Annotated in this window: 19 protein-coding genes; 8 read left to right on the forward strand and 11 right to left on the reverse strand. The window is 71.8% G+C overall.

Annotated features, from left to right (window positions below):
- Window positions 1–15 precede the first annotated feature (15 nt).
- On the forward strand, window positions 16–1017 hold the full coding sequence (locus ACFXMF_RS12020) for a hypothetical protein (protein WP_360316575.1): 1002 nt from the start codon (window positions 16–18) through the stop codon (window positions 1015–1017).
- 150 nt (window positions 1018–1167) lie between these two features.
- Here ACFXMF_RS12020 and ACFXMF_RS12025 read toward each other — a convergent pair whose 3' ends face one another.
- A complete protein-coding gene (locus ACFXMF_RS12025; RefSeq protein ID WP_360316577.1) occupies window positions 1168–2130 on the reverse strand; it encodes an EamA family transporter in 963 nt (320 codons plus the stop codon).
- Window positions 2131–2199: 69 nt separating this feature from the next.
- Here ACFXMF_RS12025 and ACFXMF_RS12030 point away from each other — a divergent pair, with 69 nt between their 5' ends.
- Entirely contained in the window at window positions 2200–3156 is a 957-nt protein-coding gene (locus ACFXMF_RS12030; protein WP_360316579.1) for a LysR family transcriptional regulator, read from the forward strand.
- Between the two features lie 18 nt (window positions 3157–3174).
- On the opposite strand, the gene ACFXMF_RS12035 is transcribed toward ACFXMF_RS12030, so the two are convergent.
- Window positions 3175–4284, reverse strand: a complete 1110-nt coding sequence (locus ACFXMF_RS12035; protein WP_360316581.1) for a methyltransferase domain-containing protein — start codon at window positions 4282–4284, stop codon at window positions 3175–3177.
- Window positions 4284–4415 (reverse strand): hypothetical protein, encoded by a 132-nt coding sequence (locus ACFXMF_RS12040; RefSeq protein WP_379989387.1) that lies wholly within the window; start codon window positions 4413–4415, stop codon window positions 4284–4286. Before ACFXMF_RS12040 ends, ACFXMF_RS12035 begins: the two co-directional genes overlap by 1 nt.
- A 339-nt stretch (window positions 4416–4754) precedes the next feature.
- On the opposite strand from ACFXMF_RS12040, the gene ACFXMF_RS12045 reads away from it, so the two are divergent.
- The 5 genes from ACFXMF_RS12045 (at window position 4755) to ACFXMF_RS12065 (ending at window position 11699) form a co-directional block, all read left to right on the forward strand.
- Window positions 4755–6401 (forward strand): ABC transporter substrate-binding protein, encoded by a 1647-nt coding sequence (locus ACFXMF_RS12045; protein WP_360316585.1) that lies wholly within the window; start codon window positions 4755–4757, stop codon window positions 6399–6401.
- Between the two features lie 422 nt (window positions 6402–6823).
- Window positions 6824–7834: an RNA polymerase sigma factor SigJ gene (gene sigJ, locus ACFXMF_RS12050; protein WP_360316587.1), complete on the forward strand. Its 1011-nt coding sequence runs from the start codon at window positions 6824–6826 to the stop codon at window positions 7832–7834.
- Window positions 7835–7950: 116 nt separating this feature from the next.
- Entirely contained in the window at window positions 7951–9456 is a 1506-nt protein-coding gene (locus ACFXMF_RS12055) for an MFS transporter (RefSeq protein WP_379991381.1), read from the forward strand.
- Window positions 9457–9564: 108 nt separating this feature from the next.
- Window positions 9565–10380, forward strand: coding sequence for a class I SAM-dependent methyltransferase (locus ACFXMF_RS12060; protein ID WP_360316592.1), 816 nt, complete (start codon window positions 9565–9567; stop codon window positions 10378–10380).
- A 149-nt stretch (window positions 10381–10529) separates the two neighbouring features.
- Window positions 10530–11699 carry an alkaline phosphatase PhoX gene (locus ACFXMF_RS12065; RefSeq protein ID WP_379991380.1) on the forward strand — a complete coding sequence of 390 codons (1170 nt, stop codon included), beginning with the start codon at window positions 10530–10532 and terminating at the stop codon, window positions 11697–11699.
- Between the two features lie 48 nt (window positions 11700–11747).
- Here ACFXMF_RS12065 and ACFXMF_RS12070 read toward each other — a convergent pair whose 3' ends face one another.
- Both ACFXMF_RS12070 and ACFXMF_RS12075 read right to left on the reverse strand, forming a co-directional pair.
- Entirely contained in the window at window positions 11748–13184 is a 1437-nt protein-coding gene (locus ACFXMF_RS12070; protein ID WP_379991379.1) for a S28 family serine protease, read from the reverse strand.
- Between the two features lie 106 nt (window positions 13185–13290).
- Entirely contained in the window at window positions 13291–14295 is a 1005-nt protein-coding gene (locus ACFXMF_RS12075) for a DUF2278 family protein (RefSeq protein ID WP_379991378.1), read from the reverse strand.
- Window positions 14296–14529: 234 nt separating this feature from the next.
- On the opposite strand from ACFXMF_RS12075, the gene ACFXMF_RS12080 reads away from it, so the two are divergent.
- Complete coding sequence (locus ACFXMF_RS12080) at window positions 14530–15681, forward strand: hypothetical protein (RefSeq protein WP_379991377.1); 1152 nt, start codon at window positions 14530–14532, stop codon at window positions 15679–15681.
- Between the two features lie 4 nt (window positions 15682–15685).
- On the opposite strand, the gene ACFXMF_RS12085 is transcribed toward ACFXMF_RS12080, so the two are convergent.
- The 6 genes from ACFXMF_RS12085 to ACFXMF_RS12110 form a co-directional block, all read right to left on the reverse strand.
- A complete protein-coding gene (locus ACFXMF_RS12085; RefSeq protein ID WP_360316604.1) occupies window positions 15686–17089 on the reverse strand; it encodes a hypothetical protein in 1404 nt (467 codons plus the stop codon).
- Entirely contained in the window at window positions 17086–18366 is a 1281-nt protein-coding gene (locus ACFXMF_RS12090; protein WP_360316606.1) for a CHAT domain-containing protein, read from the reverse strand. Before ACFXMF_RS12090 ends, ACFXMF_RS12085 begins: the two co-directional genes overlap by 4 nt.
- Entirely contained in the window at window positions 18366–19811 is a 1446-nt protein-coding gene (locus tag ACFXMF_RS12095) for a hypothetical protein (protein WP_379991376.1), read from the reverse strand. The genes ACFXMF_RS12090 and ACFXMF_RS12095 overlap by 1 nt, the downstream gene beginning before the upstream one ends.
- 82 nt (window positions 19812–19893) lie before the next feature.
- A complete protein-coding gene (locus ACFXMF_RS12100) occupies window positions 19894–21231 on the reverse strand; it encodes a hypothetical protein (protein ID WP_380017946.1) in 1338 nt (445 codons plus the stop codon).
- 200 nt (window positions 21232–21431) lie between these two features.
- Window positions 21432–23081 carry a M14 family metallopeptidase gene (locus ACFXMF_RS12105; RefSeq protein ID WP_380020623.1) on the reverse strand — a complete coding sequence of 550 codons (1650 nt, stop codon included), beginning with the start codon at window positions 23079–23081 and terminating at the stop codon, window positions 21432–21434.
- 322 nt (window positions 23082–23403) lie between these two features.
- On the reverse strand, window positions 23404–24576 hold the full coding sequence (locus ACFXMF_RS12110; protein WP_360316612.1) for a cytochrome P450: 1173 nt from the start codon (window positions 24574–24576) through the stop codon (window positions 23404–23406).
- Window positions 24577–24596: the final 20 nt, after the last annotated feature.

Raw genomic sequence — 24596 nt, forward strand, 5'->3', positions numbered from 1 at the left:
AGGCGCATAGGATCCATGCCCATGTCACTCTGGGGACGATTCACCTCGGCGCGTTCGGCCGCGTCGGCACCGGTGCTCGTGTGGGACGCCGCGCTCGACGACGACGAGGTCCGCACGATCGCGCAAGGGCTGCCGCGCGACGGGGACTTCGCGCCCGCCGCCGCGTTGCTGGAGCGGGTGGGGCGGGACTGGGCCCGCCGGGTGGTCGCGGTGACCGCGCTGGGCGAGGTCGCGGCGCTGCACCCGGAGTGGTTGTGGACCTGGCGCGTCGAGCGGCCCGAATCGCCGGACCCGCTGGTGGTGATGGCCGCGGCGACGGTGCGCGCGGCCTGGAACGCCCGCGGCGCGAAGCAGGCGAGTCTCACCAGCGGGCGCGAATTCGCGGATTTCCACGAGCTGTTGGTCGAGGCGGACCGCGCGTGCCTGCTCGCGACCGAGGCCGCCGCGGACGATCCCACCCCGTGGGTCTCGTGGTTGCGGGTATGCCGCGGACTCGGCGTCTCGCGCGCCGTGTTCGACGCCCGGTGGGACGCGCTGTGCGAACGCGACCCGGCGCATCGTGCCGGTCACGACGCGGCGTTGCAGTATCTGTGCGAGAAGTGGCGCGGATCGCACGCCGACATGTACACGTTCGCGCGCCGGGCCGCGGCGGACGCGCCGGACGGCTCGCCGCTGGTGATCCTGCTGGTCGAGGCGCACATCGAGTACGCGCTGCGGATGAACTGGGACGGGGAAACCGACGACACCGACTTCTGGCGGGCCGCCGCCCGGCAGACGGACCTGGACACCGCCCTGGACCGCTATCCCGTCGACGCAGTGCCGCGACACCCCAGCGCCCTGTCCGATCACAGCGCGCTGGGCTACGCGTTGGCCAGGTCCCAGCGCTGGTCCGAACTCGCGGCGCGGTTCGAGGCGACCGACCACCGGGGCTTCCACCTTCCCTGGACCTACCCCGGCGGCCGGACCTTCTTCGAACAGGCCCACGCCGAGGCGACCCGAGGGCGCCCCCGCCGCTGAGTCGGCGGTCGGCGACGGTCGGCACGAGCGCCGACTCCGGGTACGACTCCACGCCGGTCGCCGCGATCCGCCGTGCCGCGTCCGCGGTCCGTTCAGGCGGCTCGGCCCCCGCGACCCGGGGTCGGGCCGCGGCAGGGCCGGGTGGCCTGGTCAGCGGACCTGGGCGGGGCCGAGTTCGTTCGGGTCGGCGGTCGCCGGCGGGGTGGGCGCGGGGGCGGCGCGGGTGTCGGTGCGGGTGACGGCGATGCCGGCGATCACCACGAAGACGACGCCGGCCGCGGGCATCGGACCGGGGACCTGGTCGAGCACGACCAGGCCCATCAGCAGCGCGATGGCCGGTTCCAGGCTCATCAGCGTCCCGAAGGCGGAGGCGCTGAGTCGGCGCAGCGCGAGGAATTCCAGGCTGAACGGCAACACGGCGCTCAGCACCGCCAGCCCCAGCATGATCAGCGACAGCGACCAGGTCACGTCGCCCAGCCCGGTGGGAGCGGCGACGAGCATGGCGACCAGCCCGGCCACGGGCATCGACACGGCCAGCCCGTTCAGGCCGGTGACCCGGTCGCCGACGTGTTGGGTCAGCAGGATGTACGCGGCCCAGCAGACCGCGGCCGCCAGCGCGAAGGCCAGGCCGACGGGGTCGGTGCCGGCATGCCACGGTTCGGTCAGCAGGACGACGCCCAGGGCGGCCAGGGCCGTCCAGCGCCGGCGTCCGGAGCCGGATCCGTACAGCGACACCGCCAGCGGGCCGAGGAACTCCAGCGCACTCGCGGTGCCCAGCGGCAGGCGTGCCACGGCGAGCATGAAGAACAACATCAGCCCCCCGCTCACCGCGCCCAACAGCGTGCACGCCCACAGGTCCCGACCGGTGAAGTCGCGGCGGCGCGGTCGGACCAGCAGCAGCAGGATCAGGCCCGCCCACGCCAGTCGCAGGCCGGCCGTGCCCAGTGCGCCGAGTCGGTCGATCAGCGGCACCGACAGCGCCAGGCCGAGCTGGACGGTGGACATCGCCGCGACCGCCATCAGGGCGCCGGTCGCGGCGTCCGGGAGGCCGGCTGCCGGCAGGCGCGGGCCAGGGAATTCGCGGCTGGTGGGTGGTGCCGACGGCGTGCTCATGTGTTCCAGTACATGACCTCGCCATCGTTCGTGTCCACGTGCCGATCCGAAACATATCGTTCGTGGATCGTGGACAATCGCACCATGGAGACCCGACGTTTACAGGTGCTGGTGGAACTGGCCCGACTGGGCTCGATGCACGCGGTCGCGGACGTGCTGGGCACCAGCACCTCGACCGTCTCGCAGCAGATCGCCGCGCTGGGCCGCGACATGGGAGCCACCCTGATCGAGCCGCACGGGCGTCGGGTGCGGCTCACCCCGGCCGGCCGCCGACTGGCGGAGCACGCGGTGACCATCCTCGCCGCCGTCGAGGAGGCGCATCACGACCTCGCGCCCGGCGCGGAGCCCAGCGGCACCGTGCGCATCGCCGGATTCGCCACCGCCATCCGCGCCCACCTGCTGCCCGTGGTCACCGACCTCGCCGCCGACCATCCGCGCATCCGGGTGCTGATCCGCGAGCACGAACCCGCCGAGGCGTTGCAACTCCTGGCCGAGGACGGCACCGACCTGGCCCTGACCTACGACTTCAACCTGGCGCCGGCGCCCGAGGACCCGACGGTGCGCGCCATACCGTTGTGGACCGCGCGATGGGGCCTGGGCGTGCCCGCGCACGTCGCCGACGGCGAGGGCGCGCCGGGGGTGAACGCGGCTCGTACGGCGGAGGTGTTCGCCCGTTTCGCCACCCACGACTGGATCGTCAACTCGCGCAACACCGCCGACGAGACGGTGATCCGTACCCTCGCCTCGCTCGTCGGCTTCACCCCGCACGTCACGCACCAGGCGGACAGCCTCGACCTGGTCCAGGGCATGATCGTCGCCGGCCTCGGCGTGGGTCTGCTGCCCGAGGGCATCGCCGTCCCACCCGGCGTGCGGCTGCTCCCGCTCACCTTTCCCCAGGTCGAGCTGCGCGCCTACGCGGTCACCCGGCACGGCCGCCTCAACTGGCCCCCACTGGCCCTGGTAACCGAACTCCTGCTGCGCCGAGCAGCCGAGGCAACGCCCCCGAACGACCCGGCCCGGGCCTGAGCAAACCACCACCCGGCCCTACATCTCCCAACGTCGGTCCGGTTGTTCGGCCCAGCCCCATTGGCGGTCGGGTTCGACCGTGATGCCGAAGTCGTAGCCGTGGATGCGATGGGTGTCCTGCCAGGCGAGCACGGCGTCGACTTCGTCCCACAGCCGCCTCGGTCCGCCCTGGACGGCCTTCCCGACGCCCGGTCGGTCGTCGACCAGTGCCCAGGAGCGAGCACCGTCGCACAGTCGCCACACCGTGCCGCCCCCGAACGTCTCCAAACGCACGTCGGGCAGCTTGAGGGCGACCGCGTGGGTGAAATTCCCGTCCCCGTGCAGTGAGCCCAACTCCCACTCCACCGCCGACTCGCCGGTGGCGGGTTCCGCCGCGCGGATCGCCTCGAAGGTGTCGTCGACGCGTTCGCCGCGCAGTTCCATGAACGCGACGCTGCGCACGAGTCTCCCCGACGCGGTGCCGTCGCCGTCGACGACCAGGCGCAGGAGCGCGCCCGCGCCGAAGCCGGGCGACCACGGGGCGACGACCACCGCGCCGGGGCGGGCCTGGGCGATCCAGGGGTAGGGCAGCCTGCGGGTGAACGCGGCGGTGGCGTGCACCCGGTCGAAGGTGCCCGCCTCGGGTACGCCCAGGGCGCCGTCGCGGGTCAGGATCGTCGGCGACAGCCCCATGCGCGCGTGGGCGGCGCGCGCGGCCCGGGCGATCGCCGGGTCGATCTCGACCGAGACGACCCGCTCGCCGCCCACCCGCCAGGCGAGCAGCGCGGCGGTCCAGCCCGGCCCGGTGCCGATCTCCAACACCCGGTCGCCGGGCCGCACATCGAGCTCGGTGAGGAAGGAGGCCACCGCGCGGTAGTCGCTCAGCGAGCTGCTCGCCAGAACCCCCACGCCCGCGCCGTCGTCGACCTGGGTCACCACCGGTCCCGCCCGCCGCACCACCGCTGCCCAACCCGTCGGGTCCGTTTGGCGATCCACCGGCGCATACCGCCCCGACCCCGCGTCGGCACACCACACCGGATCGGGCGCAAACGCCTCCCGGGGCACGGCGAGCATGGCCTCGCGCACCCACGCGACGGGGAAGGCGCCCTCGGCATCGAGGACGCCCACGATCGCGGCGTTGTCGCGCACTACGGCTTGTCCTTCTTGCGCCGGCCCGGCCCCGGTTGTCCGATGCCCGGCAACACACCGTCCTGCTTCTGCTTGGGATCGGGTTGCGGCGGATCGGGTTGCGGTGCCGGGGGTTTGTTGTGCGCACCCATGACGGGCCTCCGTGCCCTCGGAGGAAAGTGTGACACTCCGAGTGTGTTCGGACACGATCGGTTACCGCAAGACTCCGTGTTCGGCGGATCAGGGCCGTCTCGCGACGCGGCCCCGGCTGCGGGGCCGAACACCGCGCACGGGGGCGTGTGCCGGCAGGTGGATGCGCGGTGGTGAGGGATGTCGAGAAGGGTGCCCCGAGGGGGGTGGGGTTGGGGTTGGTGGTTCGGACGGAATCGAGGGTCGTTATTCGTGCAGGTGGACGATACGAGGGGTTCGGGCGCTGCCTACCGTGAGCGTCCTCTGCGGCACCTGCGCCGTTCTCCGAGGAGGTATCCAGCATGGGACGATCCGCTGCGGTCGGGTCCGCTGTCCGGACGGCGGGTCGGGACACCCGTACGCTGCCCCGCACCACGTCGAGGGTCGGCGGCGCGCGTGCGGCCGCGGCTGCGGTCGCGCTGGGGCTGCTCGCCACCGGGTGCGGCGGTACCGGCAGTTCGAGTGCGGGCGGAAGCGACACGCTCACCATCGGGATCACCGACGATCCCGGCAACCTGTCGCCGCTCACCTCGCTCTCCAAGATCACGTCGCTGCTGTCCCGGTTCTCCTACGACTCGCTGGTGAACGTCGCACCCGACGGCAGGATCGTCTCCGGCGTCGCCGAGAAGTGGACGGCCGACACCCTCTCCGCGACCTTCACCCTCAGGCGCGACGTGACCTGCGCCGACGGCAAACCGCTCACCGCGTCCGCCGTCGCGGCCCAGTACAACTACATCGTCGACCCGAAGAACACCTCGCCGCAGTACGGCCTGACGGTGGCCCCCGGAACCGTCGCCACCGCCGACGACGCCACCAACACGCTGACGCTGCGCACCCCCGAGGCCACCCCGTTCCTGCTGCGTGGCACCACGGGGTTGCCGCTGGTCTGCCCCTCGGGCCTGGCGACACCCGATTTGCTCACCCACGCCACCGACGGCACCGGGCCCTACCGACTCACCGAGGCCGCGACGGGCGACCATTTCACCTACACCAAACGACCCGACTACGTCTGGGGCCCGGACAACTCCCGCTCCACCGACCTGCCCGAGCGGTTGGTCTTCAAGGTCATCGCCAGCGAGTCCACCAGGGCCAATCTGCTCCTGGCCAAGCAACTCGACATCGCCCCCGTGAACGGTGCCGATCGCATCCGGTTGACGGCGGCCGGCCTCAAGCACGAGATCCAGCGCGACCCGTTCGGCATGCTCTTGATGAACGAGGCGTCCGGACACGTCACCGCCGATCCGCAGGTGCGGTGGGCACTGATCGCCGCGCTCGACCTCAAGCAGTTGGGGGCGGTGGCCACCGGCGGCAAGGGAGCGGCGCCGGCCAGGGTCGCCACCACCATGTTGCCGCCCTGTCAGGCCGACGCCGTCAGCGCGAACACCCCACCGCACGACCCGGCGCGCGCGGCGGAGACGCTGCGGGCCGCCGGCTGGAAGAAGTCGGGTGGCCACTGGAGCAAGGACGGCAAACAACTGTCGATCGTGCTGCCCCACCCCACCACCGCGGGTTCGCAACTCCTGTCCGCCATCGAGTTGGCGATCGAACAGTGGAAGTCCTTCGGAGTGAAGGTCACCCGCAAGCCGCTCACCAACGGCACGACGGGCGAGGTGCTGGCCTCCGGCCAGTGGGACATCTCCTGGACGCCGCTCACGCTCACCCAGCCCGACCAGCTCGTCCCCTTCTTCAGCGGTCCGGCGGCACCCGACGGGATCAACTTCGGCTCCATCGACAACCCGGAGTACAAGCGCCAGGTGGCCCTTGCGATGGCCAAGCCGGATGTCGCCGGTTGCGCCGAATGGACGGCGGCCGAGGCCGAGTTGGTCAAGCGCGTCGACGTGGTGACGTTCGCCGACTCGCTGTCTCCGTACTTCGTCACCCATGACGCCGGCTTCACGATCGACGGCGCCGGCATCGACCCGATGTCCCTGCGTCTCAACCGCAAGTGACACCGCCGGCCGCGCCTGCCCGGGGGCTCGCGACGTGGTAGGGGCAGGCGCCGGCCGGCGAGTACGAGCCGTCGGCCCGGCGGTGGGGCAGGATCGACGCGGTGACGGCCTCGGTGAGCCGAGGGCGTCCCGAGTGGTCGATCGCCTCGGCCGTCGGGCCGGCGAGAGCAGGCCGTGACCGCCGGCGTGCCGCCGGGCCCGGTGACGGCGCACCGTCCGGGGGCGGCGGCACGTGAGCGCGTGAGCACGTGAGCGCGCGGACTCGCGGACTCGCGGCGAGTGGGTGGAAGAGCCCGGAAAGACCTGGCGGCTTGGGCATTTGCCGAGTGGGTCGGATCGTGTGGTGGGTGCGGTTTTCGATTTCCCGCCGACGGATCGCCCCGGCCGCGTCACACATTCGGGTCGGCGTTCGTCTACATCGCATGGACAACGAACCCGGGCCGGTGCCCACGCCGCGCGTATCGTGGCCGGCCGATCAGTTCGAGGAGCTGCGCCCGCACCTGCGGTCCGTCGCGTACGGCATCCTCGGTTCGCGCACCGACGCCGACGACGCGATCCAGGAGACCTGGTTGCGGGTATCGCGCAACGAGCACGCGGACATCCGCGACCTGCGGGCCTGGCTGACCACGGTCGTCGGGCGGATCTGCCTCGACATGTTGCGCGCCCGACGGCTGCGCCGCGAGGAGTATCCGGGCACGTGGTTGCCGGAGCCGATCGTGCGCGCGGCCGATGCGCACGCGGACGACCCCGAAGGAAAGAGCATCGAGGCCGAAGCGATCGGTCTCGCGCTGCTGATCGTGCTGGAGACGCTCAACCCGGCCGAGCGCCTGGCCTTCGTGCTGCACGACGTGTTCGGCATGCCCTTCGACGAGGTCGGCCCGATCGTCGACCGCAGCCCGGCGGCGGCCCGGCAGTTGGCCAGCCGGGCGCGCCGGCGCGTGCAGTCCGCGCCCCAGCCGGAGGGCGACCTCAAGCGGCAACGCCGGATCGTGGACGCGTTCCTGGCCGCCGCGCAGCAGGGTGACTTCGACGCGCTGATGACCGCCCTGGATCCGGACGTCTCCTTCCGGATCGACCTGGGCGCGAGCCGGCACTCCGCCTCGTCCGCCCTGGTGGGCGCCGAAAAGGTGGCGCGGCACATGCTCGCGTCGGCCCCGTTCTTCCTGCCCTATTCGCGCCCGGTCGTGGTCAACGGCGGCCCGGGACGCCTGGTGGGCAACCCTCGGCAGCCCAGCGGCATCGCGGGCTTCACCGTGGCGGGCGGCCGAATCGTGCGGATCGACGTGATCGCCGACCCCGAGAAGCTCCGGGGCGCCGCGCTCGACGTCGTGGACGACGCCGATTCCGTCGACTACCCCGACTTCACCCGGATCCCGCACGGGGCGTCGGCCGACGACGACACCCACGGGCGCCCCGGGGACACCGAGGGCTGACCCACCGAATACGCCCACGTGCGGACGACCGCACCCAGCACCATCCGACCCCACCTCGGGCCGCGCCGGCCGGCGCCGCCCCATGCCCGCACGCCCGCATCTCTTCGGGAGCGACCATGTCCACCGGCACCTTCACCTCGACCGATCTGACCGATCCGACCGATCCGACCGACTCGCCGGAGCCGGCGCATCCGGCCGCCGATGCCTCGTTCCTGGCCACCCCACGGGGCAGGCTCACCCTCGTCCTGCTGTGTGCGGTGGCCTTCCTCGACTTCGTCGACGCGTCCATCGTCAACATCGCGCTGCCCAGCATCCAGCGCGACCTCGGCCTGAGCAACCAGGGTCTGCAATGGGTGCCGTCCGGCTACCTGATCACCTACGGCGGTCTGATGCTCCTCGGCGGGCGCGCCGCCGACCTGATCGGGCGCCGTCGGGTGTTGATCGCCGGCACCGTCGTGTTCGCCGTCGCCTCCCTGATCGGCGGACTGGCCCAGAGCTCGGCGGTGTTGATCGGTGCCCGGCTCGCCCAGGGCGTGGGCGCGTCGATGATGTTGCCCGCCGCGTTGTCGATCCTGACCACCTCGTTCGGCGCAGGCCCGGATCGCAACAAGGCGCTCGCCGCCTGGGCGGGCACCGGGGCATTCGCCTCCGCCGTCGGTGTGTTCCTGGGCGGGGTGCTCACCGAGGGGCCCGGTTGGCGCTGGGTCATGTTCGTCAATCTGCCGGTCTGCGCCCTGGTCCTGCCCGCCATCCCGCGACTGCTCCCGGACGACCGGCATCGGGTCTCGACGCGCGGCTTCGACTTCCTCGGCACCGTATTGGCCACCGGTGGGCTGGTGTTGCTGGTCCACGGCCTGGTGCAGGCGCCCGATCAGGGCTGGGGGTCCTCCCGCACGATCGTCGAACTGGGGGTCGCGGGCGGCCTGTTGCTGGCCTTCGTGGCCAACGAGGCGGTCGGCCGCAACCCGCTGATGCCGTTGGGCATCTTCCGGGTGAAGGGCCTCGCGGCGGCGAACGTGACGCAACTGGTGGCCATGTCCGGCTTCATCGGGATGTTCTTCTTCCTCACCCTGTACACCCAGGAGGTGCTGGGCTACTCCGAGATCAAGGCCGGATCCGCCTTCCTGCCGGTCACCGTCGGCGTGGGGATCGCCGCCGGACTGGCGCAGCCGCTGCTCGCCCGGGTCGGTACCCGGCCGCTGATCGTGGTCGGTGCGCTCATCGCGTCGCTCGGGATCGGGTTGCTCTCCCGGATCCCGGTGCACGGCTCGTACCTCACCGACCTGCTGCCCGGCCTGGTCGTGATGTCCTTCGGGCTCGGCTTCGTCTTCGTCGGCGTCGCCACCGCCGCCAATGCGGGGGTCCCCGCCGATCAGGCGGGCCTGGCGGCGGCTCTGATGAACACGGCGCAACAACTCGGCGGCGCATTCGGCCTGGCGATCCTGTCCGCCGTCGCGACGTCGGAGACCGGCCGGCGACTGGCGGGCGGCGACGCGGCGGCGGACGCCTACACCGAGGGCTTCCGGAAAGCACTCCTGGTCGGCGCGTTCCTGCTGGCCGGTGCGGCGGTGGTCGCTCTGTTCGTCGCCAACACCCGAGGCGAGGAGGCTCGACGTCCATGATATGAGATGGGAGTCTCATTATTCGACACGCGGGCGTACGGTGTCGGTACCGGATCGCGGCGTCGTGTCGCGGTGTCGGGCCATGCTCCAGGACGCGAAGGGGATGTCATGTCGAAGGAAAGCGCCGTCTATACGCATGGGCACCACGAGTCCGTGTTGCGTTCGCACACCTGGCGGACCGCGGCCAACTCGGCGGCCTATCTGCTCGATTCGCTCAAACCGCACATGCAGATCCTGGACATCGGCTGCGGGCCGGGCACGATCACCGCCGACCTGGCGTCGTTGGTCCCCGACGGCCGGGTCACCGGCGTTGACCACGCGCCGGGGATCCTGGTACAGGCGCGGGCCACGGCGGCCGAACGGGGCGTGGAAAACGTCGAGTTCGCCGTCGCGGACGTGCACGCGCTGGACTATCCGGACGACAGCTTCTGCGTCGTGCACGCGCACCAGGTGCTCCAGCACGTGGGCGACCCGGTCCAGGCGTTGCGCGAGATGTACCGGGTCACCAAGCCGGGCGGGATCATCGCCGCCCGTGACTCGGACTACCCCACGATGGCCTGGTTCCCGGCGACGCCCGGGATGGACGACTGGCTGGATCTGTATCTGCGGGTGGCCCGCGCCAACGGCGGTGCGCCGGATGCCGGGCGGCGGCTCAAGTCCTGGGCCCTGCAGGCCGGTTGCTCCGACATCACCGCGTCGTCGAGCACCTGGTGCTACGCCGACGCGGAGGAACGCGCCTGGTGGAGCGGCCTGTGGGCGGACCGCACGCTCGCCTCGTCGTACGCCGACCGCGCCACCGAGGGCGGCCACGCGACGGCCGAGCAATTGCACGCGGTGTCGCTGGCCTGGCGGGAGTGGGGGAGGCAGGAGGACGGGTGGTTCTCCGTCCCGCACGGCGAGATCCTCTGCCGCAAGCCGGTCTGATCCGACGCGGAACGGCCCGCATGCCCGATCGTCACCGGGATTTCACTCGTGCGCGCATTCCTCCGACGGTGCTTCGGTCCTAGCGTACCCATTGGTAACACGGGGGTCGCTTGCGGCGGTTCGGGCCGCCGCTGGGAAGGGAGTACGACATGGACCGGCGTACATTCCTGCGGGGCAGCGCCGTCGGCACGGGCGGACTGGTGCTCGGCGGCTCACTGTGGGCCTCCGCCGCGCACGCGGGGCCGGCGCAGCCGGGCACCGGGCCCTACGGCGCGCTGTCGGCGCCGGACGCCAACGGGGTGCGGTTGCCCGCCGGGTTCGCCTCGCGCGTGGTGGCGAAGAGCGGGCGGGTGGTCACGGGCACCACGCACCTGTGGCACGGCGCCCCCGACGGCGGTGCGTGTTTCCGCGAGGGGGACGGATGGATCTACGTCTCCAACTCCGAACTCCCGCTGGTCGGCGGGGTATCCGCACTGCGCTTCGCCGCGGACGGGAGCATCGGCGGCGCCTATTCCATCCTCGGCGGCTCGAACGTGAACTGCGCGGGCGGGGCCACGCCCTGGGGCACCTGGCTCTCGTGCGAGGAGATCGCGTTCGGGCGGGTGTGGGAAACCGATCCGTACGGCCGGACCGGGGCGGTCAAGCGCGACGCCATGGGGCGCTTCAAGCACGAGGCCGCCGCGGCCGACCCGGACCGGCGTGTGATCTACCTGACCGAGGACGAATCCGACGGCTGCTTCTACCGATTCACCCCCGACACATGGGGCGACCTCGCGCGCGGACGCCTCGACGTGCTGTGCGCCCCGGCCGCGCCGGTGACCGGGCCGGTGACGTGGCGCACCGTGCCCCGGCCCGGCGACTGGCTGACCGGTACGCGCAACCAGGTCGCGGAGGCGCGCCGGTTCAAGGGCGGCGAGGGCGCGCACTACCGGGACGGGCGGGTGTGGTTCACCACCAAGGGCGACAACCGCGTATGGGTGTACGACGCGGCGGCGGGCATCCTGGACATCGCCTACGACGACGACCTGGTGCCCACCGGGTCCGCGCCCCTGACCGGCGTGGACAACATCACCGGACGGCCCAACGGCGACCTGTTCGTGGCCGAGGACGGCGGCGACATGCAGATCTGCCTGATCACACCGGACGAGACCGTCGCGCCCTTCCTCCAGGTCACCGGCCACGACGGCTCCGAGATCACCGGCCCGGCATTCTCCCCCGACGGGCGACGACTGTACTTCTCCTCGCAACGCGGCACCTCCAACTCCCCGGCAGCCGGCGTGACCTTCGAGGTGGCGGGCCCCTTCCGCGACGCGACCTGACGTCACCGCGGCCCCGTCAGGTGGGTCCGGTGCCCGGCCCGACCCGGGTCAGACCCCGGCCCACCTGCGCAGCGCGGCGCTCGCCCGAGCGGCGTCCGTCGGGGCGAGGGCGGCTATCGTGACGCCGTGGCCCGCATGCGGGACCACCTGGATCTGCGTGTCACGGCTGCCCGGGCCCAGTCGGAACGGCTCGGCGCGGACCGGGTCGTTCTCGCCGTACACGAACAGAATCCTGCTGCTCCGCGACCGCACCCAGCGGTCGATGTCGCGCATCGCCCCCGGCTCGAACCGCAGCGGTATGTCCCGAGGCACGTAGCTGCGCACCTCCTGGATGCCCGGGTAGCGCAGCAGACCCGTCAGGTGCGGAGCCGCGACCTGCATGTAGCCGAGCTGGGTGCCCAGTTGGTAGAAGTAGGGCTGGAAGAACTCGACGCTGCTGTCCGTGTAGACCGCGAACCGGCTGACCCCGTCGATCCACCGGTACAACTCGTCGGAGGACGCGGCGGGCGTGGGCACGCCGGCGCACTTCGTCTCGCCCGCGTACATCCAGAACATCATCGGCAGGCGGAGCACCGCGAGCTCGAACGCCTTGTCGACGCTGCCCAGCGTCTCGAAGGTCTGCCCGTTAGCCTGCGCCCATTGCCCGTAGCGGGCCACCATCTCCTCCCGTCGCACCAGCGCTTCGCGCTGCGCCGCCTGCAACGCCGTACGGCACTCGGGCGTGCCCACTCCGGCCAGGAACGCGTCGTAGGCGGTGTCGTCGCGATCGTCGGTGTTGTTGGGCGCGGAGTAGACCACGCTGCCGTCCACGTCGTTCGGATAGAAACGCCGGTGGTAGACGGTGGTCATGCCGCCCTTGCTGCCGCCGGTGGAGATCCACGAACCCCGGTAGATCGGCTTGAGGGCCTGGATCAGCCGGTGGTGGTCGGCCGCCGCCTGACGGATGTTCAGGTGGGACAGGTCGGCGGGGTCGGGGCGGGAGGTGCCGAAGAAGCGCTGCTCGGTGTAGATCTGGTTGCCGTCGAGCATGACGGTCGGCTCGGAGCGGAAGCTCGGACCGGCGCCGAGGTCGTAACCACTGGTGTACAAAACCATCGGCCGTTGCGTGGAGACGTGCCGAAGGCTGAGTCGCTGTTCGAAGGAACCCCGTTCGGGGTGTTCATGGTCGGTGGGTTGACGGTAGGTCAGGTCGAAGTATCGGATGCCCGGCGCGACCGGCTTCTCGTCCAGCACCCGCATGCCCGGTATCGCCTCGATCCGGGCCCGGATGTCGGTCTCCTCGGCCTCGGCCGCCCGGGCGGTGGCCGCCGACTGCGCCTGGGCCGGGACCGCCGCGCTGCCACCGACGAGCCCGAGCCCGAGCACGACCGAGCACACGGAGTAGACGGCGAGTCTGCGCCCGCCGCGCCGCATTGCACGGTTGCGCCGGATCGACGGCGCTCCCCGGGGATTGCTTCGAGTCTGATCACCGGCTGCTTTTGTCATGCCTCAAGCAAAGCCGGAGGCCCGATACGAGCGGACCCCCGAAACGGGGGAATCATCTCCCCCGCCCGGGGGATGCCCGAGCTGCACGGTCGCGCCGCCCTCCCGGTCAGAAGACGATCGTCCAACCCTCGCGACGTGCCTGGTCCGCGGTGTACGTGACGCCGTGCACCTTGAGCCCGGCCGAGTCGAGCAGGGTGATCGCCCCACCCCGGTTGCCGAGTTGGAAGGACGCGTTGCCGGGCACGGTCAGGACGGCGCCGGGGGCCAGCGTCGTCGCCGGAAGCGGCAGCGCGACCTTGTTGCGGTCCAGCAGCCGCCACCCGTCCAGGGAGATCGCGGCGGGGGAGGCGTTGATCAGGGTGACGCTCTCCGCCTCGGGCGCCGGCCCGGGCGCGTTGACCAGCGCCCCGACGATCCGGATCGGCTCCTCGCCGGAACCGGGCAGGGGCGGCGCGGTGTCCAGCGCGTGGCCGGTGTTGTCGTCGGTGTGCCACGCCTGGGATTGGAAGGCCAGGAAGACCGCCACCCAGCGGCCGTCCGGCAGGTGGACGAGCAGGCCGCCGTCCTGCCAGACCCCGTCGTCGCCGCGGAACTCCGCGCTGTTGCCCTGATTCATGTGCACGTCGTGCACACCGTTGCCCGGCACGAAGCCGAACACCTTGTCCGGCTTGGTCGGTTCGGGGCCGAAGCGCTGGCCGAACACGTAGACCGCGGCCCCCGCGTCCCCGATCGCGCGCTGCACGTAGTGGTCGAGCAGATCGGCCAGGTCGTTGTCCGCGCCGGGCACGTCCGGGGGCAGCGGCCGGGCGGTGGTCGGGTCGAAGAGGTTGCCGCGAATGTAGTCGAGCGCGGCGCCGCCGGGCTGCGAGGCGAGCGCGGTCCACCCGCTGCCCGCGGCCGGCAGCGCGTCGGTCAGCGGGTGGCGGAAGTCCTCTACCACCACGAACAGCAGCTCGGACGGGGCCTCCTTGGACAGCACGTTGATCGCCGCACGGTACGCGGTGCCCGCGTCGTCGGCCAGATGGATCTGGTAGTGCGGCGTGCCGGCGGCGCCTTCTCGTACCCGCGCCACCGCCCGCGCGGCCAGCACTCCGTAGTCCCTGAGCGGCATGGGCATCCCCTTTGCGCCGGGCCCGGTTCCGCGCCGGGCGGCCCCGACCATCGTGACGGACGAACACCCCGAAATCGCCCGCGACACACCGGCGGCGGCGATCCGCCCCCGATTGCCGGCGCACCCGGCGCACCCGGCGCGGCCGGTGCTCCCGGCACGTCCATCGGGGTGATGCCGGACCCGAAGCCGCCGATCGCGCGCGAATTCGGGCAATCCGTCGTTCATAGTCGCTGTATGGAGCCGAACCCGACACCCGCGGAGCAGCCACCGCCGCAACCCTCCTTCGGCGGTTCCCGTCGAAGCGGGCGCATCCGGGCCCGGGCCCGGCGACGACACGAACGCGGGCAATGGGAACTGCGGGAAGGACTGCGTTCGCGCGTCATCGAGTTGGAGGCACTCCTCAAGAGCAAGACCGTGCCCGGCCCGCTCGCCCCGAGCGATCGGGTCCTGGCGGATCGGGCCCTCGCCTCGCTCGACGAGGCGAAGGAGGCGCTGGCGCACGAACACGGCCGACCGGCCGCGCACATCGCGGTGGCCCAGACGCAACTGGACCTCGCCTACGTCATCCTGCTGCGGCTCCTGACGTTGGCGGACATCACCGCACACCTGCCCGGCATCGTGGCCTTCATCAAGGAACACCTGCCACTCGGCGACGAACGCCGCGCCCACGTGGACGAGATCGCGCTGTCCGTGCGCGCGGGCGACACGCTGACCGAGAACCAGCGCGAGATCCTGGTCGACGCGTCGACCGTGGCCCACCAGGTGCACCTGAAGGAGAAGCTCAGGGTTCGCAGTTTCGCGCAGATCGTCTTCGGCGTCACCGCCGCGCTCGCGATCATCGCCACGCTGATCGCGCTCGCCGGCGCCGCCTCACCCGGGACGGTGCCGTTGTGCTTCAACCCGACCGGCGTCGGCATCGTCTGTGCCACCGCCACGGACACCGCCGGTGCCGAGGTGGGTCGCGGACAGGTCGCCGGGCAAAGCCTGGATCGCATGTACGCCGACGTCGCCTCCAAATGGGACTACCCGGTGGTCGAACTGGTCGGACTGGTCGCCGCCGCGGTGGCCGCCGCCGCGTCGCTGCGCCGGATCCACGGCACCTCGACGCCATACAACGTGCCGGTGGCGCTGGCCCTGCTGAAGCTCCCCACCGGCGCGCTCACCGCCCTGCTGGGCCTGTTGCTGATGCGCGGCGACTTCATTCCCGGGCTGAGCGCGCTCGACTCGTCCGCGCAGATCATCGCCTGGGCCGTCATCTTCGGCTACGCGCAACAGTTGTTCACCCGCTTCGTGGACAACCAGGCCCAGTTGGTGCTCAACGCCGTCGGCGGTCCGACGGCCAACCCCGCCCGACCGACCCGCAGTGCACCGACCCCACCGAGCTGAGCCGTCACGGGTGGTCGGGCGCCGGCGCGGGCAGGGCCACGGTGGGGTCGCCCAGCAGCACCAGGCTCTGTCGGTCGAGCGCCGACACCCGCAGTCTGGTCAACGTCTCGCGGACCGAGGTGTCGCCGCCCGCCAGCAGTTCCCGCAGCCGCGCCCAGCGGGTGTGCAACTCGCCCACGTCGGCCCGGTATTCGGCCAGGGTCAGGCCCAACGGCTCGCCCGCGAACAGGTGGGTGGACAGGGCCGAGACCAGGCGCCCGCCGAGTCCCTGGCCGGTGTCCTCGACCTGCAGGGTCCAACTGAAGGTGGGTTCGACGTGCCCGAGTACGGCCCGCACCGGGTCCTCCCGGCCGAGCAGTGCCAGCGCCGCGGGGGCCACCATCGTCCCCAGACCGGCGACGGCCTCGATCGTGGCGAGGGCCGAACTGCCGACCGGTAGCAGCCCGGCGTAGAAGCTCTCCCCGGCGGCGCCGGCTGAGCAGCACGCCTGGGCGTACCACACGCAGCCACCGGGGATGGCGTCGCACAGCGTGGTCAGTGGCACGGTGACATGTGTGCCGTCGACCGGAAGTCCGAGCGTGGCGCGCATCTCGGCGGGGTCGGCCGACGGTCCGGTCCGACCGTGGCTGGAGGTCGCGAGCAGTCCGGGGCGGATCTCGGCCAGGGCGGCCGGCAGCGCGGCGCCGGTGGCCTCGGCCGCCGTGATGTCGCGAAACCGTGCGAGTGGGGGCGGGGTGAGCCGAGCCGCCAGCGGTGCGGCGATCACCGCGCGCATCAACGCGGTGATGTCGGTGGGTCCGTGGTCGACCGTCCAGCTCAGCGCCCGGTCCGGGTGGGCCGGCGCGTCGCTCCAATCGGCCAGCAGGGCATGCACGTAGTGGGCGAGCGGCTCCCCGGACAGCGGGATGCGGCCGACCAGATGCCGGGTGCCCAGGGTGTACTGCACGGACCACGGGATCACCTCGGGGCCGCCGACGATCGCCACGTACTTCGGCAGCCGGCCGCGGCCGGTGCCGAACTCGGACAACCCGATGGCCGGTTCCTGGGGTGCGCCCTGCGCGAAGTATCGGCGCAGCAGGTGGTCGGGCAGGTCCGGGCTCCAGCGCAGCACCGCGGTGTCCGGCCGGGCCGCCAGCAGTTCGCGGATCGGTGCGGGGGCGTCCTCGCCGGCCGCCTTCGCGGCATCGGACAGATTCGCCTCCCGATCGTCCGGGAGCAGGATCCCGTAACCGACGTCGGCCGAACGCCAGTCGCGCGGATCGACCGGCGGACCGAACGGCAACACGGCCTGGGAACGCGGCATGCCGCCCCGACCGGCACCCCAGCGGGCCGCGTCCTCGTCCGTGGTGGCCCGCGCCACCTCGTCCCCGGTCCAGGCGTTGAGCTGTATCTCCGCGGGCAGGGTCATGGAGGGTCACCCGCCAATCGGGCCCGCAACTCGGCGATCAGCGCGTCGACCCGCTGCACCAGGGTCGGATCGGCGGTGCTCGGATCGAGCGTCGCCCGGAACCGTTCGAAGGTGTCCAGTTGCCCCTGGAGGTTCGCCGTGTCGGAGACCCCGAGCGCGGAACTCGAAAGGATCCGCAGCGGATCGTCCTGCACGTAGAGCACGGGATCCGACCACGCGTCGGTCGACGTCGGATCGGCCTGCGCCATCGCCTGGCGCGGCGCGGTGAAGGCCGAGGCCCAGTCGAGTTCGTGCTCGCCGGCGTCCTTGACGGCGATGCGGACGGCGGTGAGCACCTCCGGATACAGCGCGGCGCAGAACCGGTCCGTGTCGTTGAGGTCGATCAGCCTGCGCATGCCGGCGACGGCGGGCAGGCCCTGCGAGACCAGTTCGTGGGCGAGCGAGAGCGTGTCCGAGGTCTGTGCCGTCTGGCAGGCGCCGAGCACCACCAGCCACGGTGCGCACGGCAACAGCGCGACCACCAGGTCCGGCAGCTTGAGCTGCACCGAGCCGACCGGCTCGCCGGCGTCGAAGTCGGCGGTGTGCGCGAAGGCCAGAGTGCGGACACCACCGGCGGCCCCGCCGTGGCACAGCAGATGCACGATCTGCGGTCGGGCCGCGGTGATCCGCCTGGCCAGTTCCGGGGCGGTCGCGGGCATCGGCTCGGCGGTGACGTCGGCCGCCGGGTCGGCCGCGACGGCGTCCAGGACGGCCTGTTCGGCGCTGATCACATGCAGGTGCGTGCCCAGTGCCCGGGCGTCGGGCAGCGCGATCGCGGCCAGCAACGCCCGGAGTTGGGGCAGACCACTGCGCAGCGCCGCGGACAGCACGGCGACGATGGTCAACGGCGGGCCGAACGTGCGGCGATCGACGGGGCTGCGCACGGCGGCGATGCGGGCGATCGGCCAGCGCGCGTCGAGGGCGATGAACCCCTGTGAGGCGGAGCGCAGTTGCTCCCAGGGCAGTTGATCGGCCTGGTTCGAGATCAGGTGCAGGTACAGCGGCTTGGGTCCGCCGGCCGGCGACTGGGCCAGGACGTGGTCCAGCCCCCTGCTCACCACCGGATGCCGGCACAACCGCTCCAACAGCGCCTCGCCGCGGGCGGCGATCGGGCCGCCGGGGTCGGTGACGTCGGTGAGTTCGTTGTTGCCCAGCCCCGGGATGGTGTCGGGCGCCTCCCGCAGTTTGAGCACGGTGCGGTCGCCGCCGAACGGTTCGAAGCCCAGCACGGTGCGCATCACGACTCCCGGATGCGCCGGTCGACCAAGGCGCGCAGTTCGGCGATGGCCTGCCCGACCCCGAGGTCGTACGCCTGCTTCGCGGCCGGAGTCTCGCCCGGCACACCCGCCGTGCGGACCAGCGCGGCCACCTGGTTCTCGATGTATCGCGTGGACGAGGCCACCCACATCGGCACCGAATCGGCGTCCGCGTAGCGCGCGGTGATCGCGTCGCCGCCGGCCACGCCGAGCGCCATCGGCAGGATCGCGTCGCTGGTCTTCGAATCCCCGATCGGCGCCCGCCCGCTGAGCCAGACCTGGCCGGGCCGGTCCGGATCGGGCCACGGGTCGCACAGCGCGGCGCGCACGAACTCCGGCTGGAGGTAGGCGAACAGCGACGGGTCGCGCGGTATCGGCACCGCTCCCGGGGCACCGGCGACGAACGCGTGCGCCCGGGCCAGGGCGACTCCGGCGGGATCCAGCGGCAACGCGCTGTGGAACGTCGGCCCCGCCCGGCGAAATCCGACGTGGTCGGCGATGATCCGGGTGGCCGCGTCGTGCGGATTGTCCGGAGACGAGCCGAAGGACAACACGGACGCGCCGACCCGGTCGGCCAGGCGCCGCACCCGGTCCGCGCTCACGAACGCACGATCGGATCGCGGGGTGGGCGTCACCGGATCGGGGCTCACCGACAACACCGGGCGGTCCCCGTCGAACGCGCCGTCCGCGATGAGGTGCAGCGCCCGCACCGCCCGCCCGGCGAGCCCGGCGGCGATCCAATCCCCCCACGACACCCGCCCCGGCGCGGGGTGGGCGCCGTCGCCATCCGGCCGGTGCGACCCGGACGGGTCGAGCGCCACGGCGTCACGCGGGTCGTGCAGATGTACCCGCGCCTCGTCCGGCCCCTCGTGCAGGAGCGTGCGCAACGCCTGTTCGCCGCCGCGATCGATGAACACGTGCACATCCACCTCGCTCGGCACGCACGTACGCAGGGCGGAGACGAACGACGAGAGGTATCCCGCGACCCAGGGCGCGTTCGGCGCCACGGAAACGGCGATGGCCACGGTCCACACCCGTCCCGGGTCGGAGCCCGGCGGCAGCCGATCCGGGACCCGCACGAGCGGACGACCGGTGGCCGGGACCAGGGCGCGCTCCCACGGCACCGCGCCCAGGTGGCCGTACGGGGGAACCAGCCGCAACCACAGGGCGGTATCCGCCCCGAAGTCCGCGTCCAGGCAACGTGTGACGGCCTCGACCAGGTCGCCGGGCACGTCGAGGCGGGTCGGCGGCTCGGTGCCCTCGGCAAGCCCGAACCCGCCGGCGTCGAATTCGCCCCGCCAGTAGGTCGTGGCGCCCCGGGGCGGATACCCGACCAGTTCGGCCGCCACGATCGGCGACGACCGGGCCGGGTCGAGCCGCACCCGGAGCACCGCCAGGTGCCATCTCTCGATGGGGGCCTCGGCCATCACTGCTCCTCGCACTCGGGCCGTGCCGTCGGGCCGCGCGCCGGGGCCGCCGTCACCGGGGGCAGCGTGCGCGGACCGCGGCTCAGTCGGGCCGCACCAGGGCCTGCAGGGCCCACCAGGTCGCCGGATTGCTCACGTCGCCGTGTCCGCCGACGGCCGGCTTGCCGTCGATCGCGATGCCGCCGTCCACGGCGATCACCCGCAACCCGCCGCCCAGGTCGTAGCGTTCGCTGCCGGGCACGGCCGCAGGTCGACGGGCGGAGCTGCCCTTCACCCCGGCGGGGCCGAACCCGCCCAGCGCACCGTACAGTTCGGGATCGCCGATCGCGGCGATGCCCGGTTCGCCCAGTTGGCTTCCGCGCATCGCGAGATGGAAGAACTTGGTCAGCGGATCGTCGAACGCGGAGAACGTGGTCAGCAACGGCCGCTCCAGCAGGTCGAGTACGGAGCGGTAGCCACCGGGGTGTCCGGTGCCGGCCACATCCGCCGCGAAGCACCAGCGGTTGACGGCGGCCTGCAACAGCAACATCGACCGGGCGGGCCGGCTCGGGGCGGCGGACGCCAGCGCGGACAACACCACCTTCGCGCCGAAGGAATGGCCGACCAGATGCAGCCGGACCCCGCTTTCGCGCAGGATGTGCGTCACGAGCGGACCCACTCCCTTGCTGCCCACCTCACCCGCGCGAGCCTTCATCTTCCACACCGTGGCCGCGCGCAACAGGTCGCGCGGATCGAACCCGCCGCCCCCCGCGACGGCCAGACCCGGCGACGGGCCGCCCGCGACCCCGAAGTCGTCCGGATCGGCGGGTGCGACCGCGCCCCCGCCGGCGTCCAAGGCCGCCCAGAGGGTGAGGAATTCCTCGGCGCCGGGCGGCGCCGAATGGTCGTCCGGATCGGGCCCGGTCCGCAGCGCGCCGAGCACGATCCGCGCCGCACGCAGCGCCGCGTCGGCGTCGATCACCGAGCGGCCGTCCACCAATTCGACGAACTCCGCGTCCGCCTCGGCCCCCAGCGACGCGGTGACCAGGCCGAGCATCTCCTCCACCTGGCGGGCCTGTGACCCGTCCGGATCCGGATCGGCGGCGATCTTCGGACCCGCCTCCCACGGCATGACGAAACTCGTCGAGGGCCAGACGACGCCGATCAGCAGGGGTTTGTAGTCCGCCGGCACCGGAACGGCGAACTGTTGCCGCTGAGCGATGAACCCGCCGATGAAGTTGCGATACCGATCGAGGGCCTGCGCGAAGATGTTGTTCCAGCCGTGCGAGAACAGGAAGACGTCACCGACTCCGCCGAGCCGGTCCTTGATCTCCTGCTCGGCGAGCGGGCTGCGCAGCCCGCCGTCCTGGTCGTAGCGGAGCAGATACAAATCCGCGGTGGCGCCCCCGTCGAGCGGAAACTGCTGAAAAGGACCAGACATCGTCCGGCTCCCGGTCCGTGCGGTTGCGGCGATCCTCATTCCATGGTTCACCTCTTGGAGGACCGCGGCAAACGGGGCACGGCCTCGACGCCCACCCGGCGTCGCCCGGGCCCGACCCGATATGGACTCGGGTCGGGCCCGGGTTGCCGCGACCGGGAGCCGGGGAACCGGGTACCCGTCGCGGCCTTCGCGGCCTTCGCTCAGAAGGTGACCTTCCAGGAGTCGATCTTCCCGGTGTCGGCGGCGGCGACGTCCTGCACCTTCAATCGCCAGGTGCCGTTGGCGACTTCGCCGGAGACGTCGACGGTGTAGGTGGTGATGACGTTGTCGGCGGAGTCGTTGCCGCTCGCGTTCTTGAGTCGGTAGACGGAGTTGTCCGGGGCCACGAGGTCGACGGTCACGTCGCCGCGCCAGGTGTGCTTGATGTCGACGCCGACCTTGAGGGCGGCCGGCGCGTTGCCGGGTACGCCGGTGACGGCGATGTCGCTGAAGACGGCCGGGCCGTTGTCGGGGATGGCGACATCGTTGGTGTTCTCGAACGTCTTGCCGCCCGGATCCCCGCCGCAGGTCTTGCCGATCGCACGCGGGGGACAGTCCGCGTAGTCGAGCAGGTGCAGCACGGCGGCCTTGTTCCGCGATGTTTCCCGATCGATGACCTCGTCGGGCGGATAGAAGCCACCGTTGCCCGACGCGGGATACATCTCGAACGTGTAGGCGTAGATCCGCTGGTCGCCCCACAACCAGTCGTCGATCGAGCCGTCCGTGATGTAGAGGTCGGACGACTGCTCGGGGGTATAGCCGTTGGTCGCCGCCATGGCCCGGCCGATGGTGGAGAACGTGTTGTACTCGTCCGCGGTCATGCCGGGCACGACGTCGTTGTACGTCCAACCGAACGGCCACAACACCAGTTCGCTGTAGGTGTGGAAGTCGATCGCCGCGGTCAACTGCTGCTTGCCGCCGACGATCCGGCCGCGCACCCAGTCGGTCACGGCCCTGACCTCGGGCGCGGAGCCGGCACTTGGGCCGCGATACGTCTCGCTGCCAGTGCTGCCCGAGGAGCCGCCGCAGCAGCCCCACTTGTAGTCCCAGTTGCGGTTCAGGTCGGTACCGACGTTGCTCGAACCGGAGTTGGGCTGTCGGTTCTTGCGCCAGCTTCGATACGAACCGGTGGCGATGTCGAACTCGCCGCCATCCGGGTTGACATCGGGCATGATCCAGATCTCGCGACTGTCCACCAAAGCCTTGATCCTGGGATCGGTGGTGTAGCCGTCGCCGAGCAACTTGACCAGGTAGAGAGCCATTTCGACGGTGAGGTGCTCGCGGGCGTGTTGGTGGTGGCTGAACAACACCTCCGGTTCGTCCTCGTCGACGGCGACGTTGTCCGAGATCTTCAGCACGTACAGGTCCCGGCCCTCGTACGAGCGCCCGATCACCTGCTTGCTGATCAGCGTCGGGTGGTTGGCGACGGCCTTGTCGATCTCGGTGACCATCTCCGCGTAGTTGTGGTAGCCGGAGTCCGACGGCGGGAAGTCCCGGTTGATCAGGCCCCCCGGTGTGGGCGGGGCCTCCGCGTTCACGGTGAAGCCCAGCGCTCTGATCCGCCGGACCTCCTCCGGGGTCGCGGTGATCAACAGGCGGCCGTCCTCGACACCGTCGACGGCCGCGCCGGTCGCGGCGATGGCGGTGCGCTGTTGGGTCGTTCGCACGCCGACGACGCTGTATTGGGCCGACGTGGTGGCATCCGCGGAGGACGGTGCCTTCTCCCCGACGGCGGAGTCGGGGTTGACCGCGACCATCGCGAGGGCGACGGTGAAGGCGGCGGTCAGGACGGACAGGCGTTTACGTTTCACGGGTACCTCCTCGTGGCGGCAGCGGACTTCTCCGCTGCCGGAGGGATTGCGTGATCGATGGCGGGAACCGAGGGAAATGCTACCCCAGAGTAATCATTGAACTCCGGGGAGTGAAGGGGGGAGTCCTCGTCGTCCCGCCGGGCCGGGGAGCAGGCCCGTCGCGGTGCCGGCCGGCGCGGAGCGGCGAACGGCCCGCACGGCGTGTCTCCTTCGGCCGTGCGGGCGTTCGGGTCGGGGCCGGATCACGCCCAGGAATCCTTCGGGTTCCAGATCACGGGCGGGGCGTTCGAGAGAATGCGCCGGATGACGGCCATCATGTTGTTCACCTCCTTTCGGGTGCGTGCGATCGGGTGAGGAGCTCGGTGGTACGGCTCAGGGTGAACGCCCGCGGGGCGACGGCGTTGGTCACCATCGGACGGGTGTGCCCGCCCAGGACGGTCAGCCGGGTGTCGGCGGCGAGGGCGGCTACCGCGTCGGTGGCCATGGTCTGCGCGACGGCCGCGCCGGCGCAGATGAACGGGCCGGCGCTGAAGGGCAGATACGGGCCGCGTGCGCCCGGATCCGCCCAGCGTTCGGGATCGAAGGCATCGGGCCGGCGCCAGTGCCGTTCGTCGTGGTGCAGGAGGTAGGGACTGACCGACACGATCTCGCCGGGACGCAGTGCCACCCCGCCGAATTGCATCGGGTGCGGAACGGGGCGGCCGACCATCCAGACGAACGGACGATGGCGGGCGGCCTCGCGCACGATCCGGTCGGTGGGCCACGGCCACGGCGCCCCCGGTGTACTCGGCGCGTGGTGCAGACCGGCCAGCAGTACGGTCCAGGCCACGGCGTAGCCGACGTTTCCCACGATCGACCGGAAGAGCAGCACGTACAGTTCGGCCACGGCGTCGTCGGTCGTCTCCGGCGGGCACGCGTCGAGGATGGCGTCGAGCAGGTCGCACGGCCCGCTGGGGTCGACACCTTCGCCGCGGCGCTGCCCGATGTGCCGGATCAGCGCGGCCAGGAGCCGGACGCGCAGGATCTCCGCTCGGGCCCGCTCCCGGATCAGCGGCGAGCGGATCAGCAGGCCGGCGCGCACGGATCGGGCCAGCAGACGTCGCAGCTCCGGCGCCGCGGCCGGATGCAGCAGCAGGTCGGCCGTGCACTCGTACACCAGCGCGGTGCCGGTTTCCGGCCAACGCCCGGCGGCGGGCAGTCGGGGCACCGCTTCGGCGAGGTTGTCCCGATACTCGGGTAATCGTGCCCGGATGAGGTTCCGCACGCCGTGACCGACCTCGATCTGCGCCGCTCGCGAGGGCAGCAGGCTGCCGTAGAAGGTGGACAGGCCCGCGTTGAACTCCGGGGCGCGCAACACCGTCAGCGCCGCATCCGTGTCGCCCGCGCACCAACCGCCCCACGGGAGGGGGAAGACGTCGGTGGATCGACGGCGGGACAGGTCTTCCAGAAATCCCAACGGATCGCGGTGGAACCGACGCAGATCGCCCCTGGCCATCGAGTGCTCTCCCCTCCGAC

Origin of the sequence: Embleya sp. NPDC059213, assembly GCF_042754445.1 — a bacterium.
Taxonomy (GTDB): Bacteria; Actinomycetota; Actinomycetes; order Streptomycetales; family Streptomycetaceae; genus Embleya.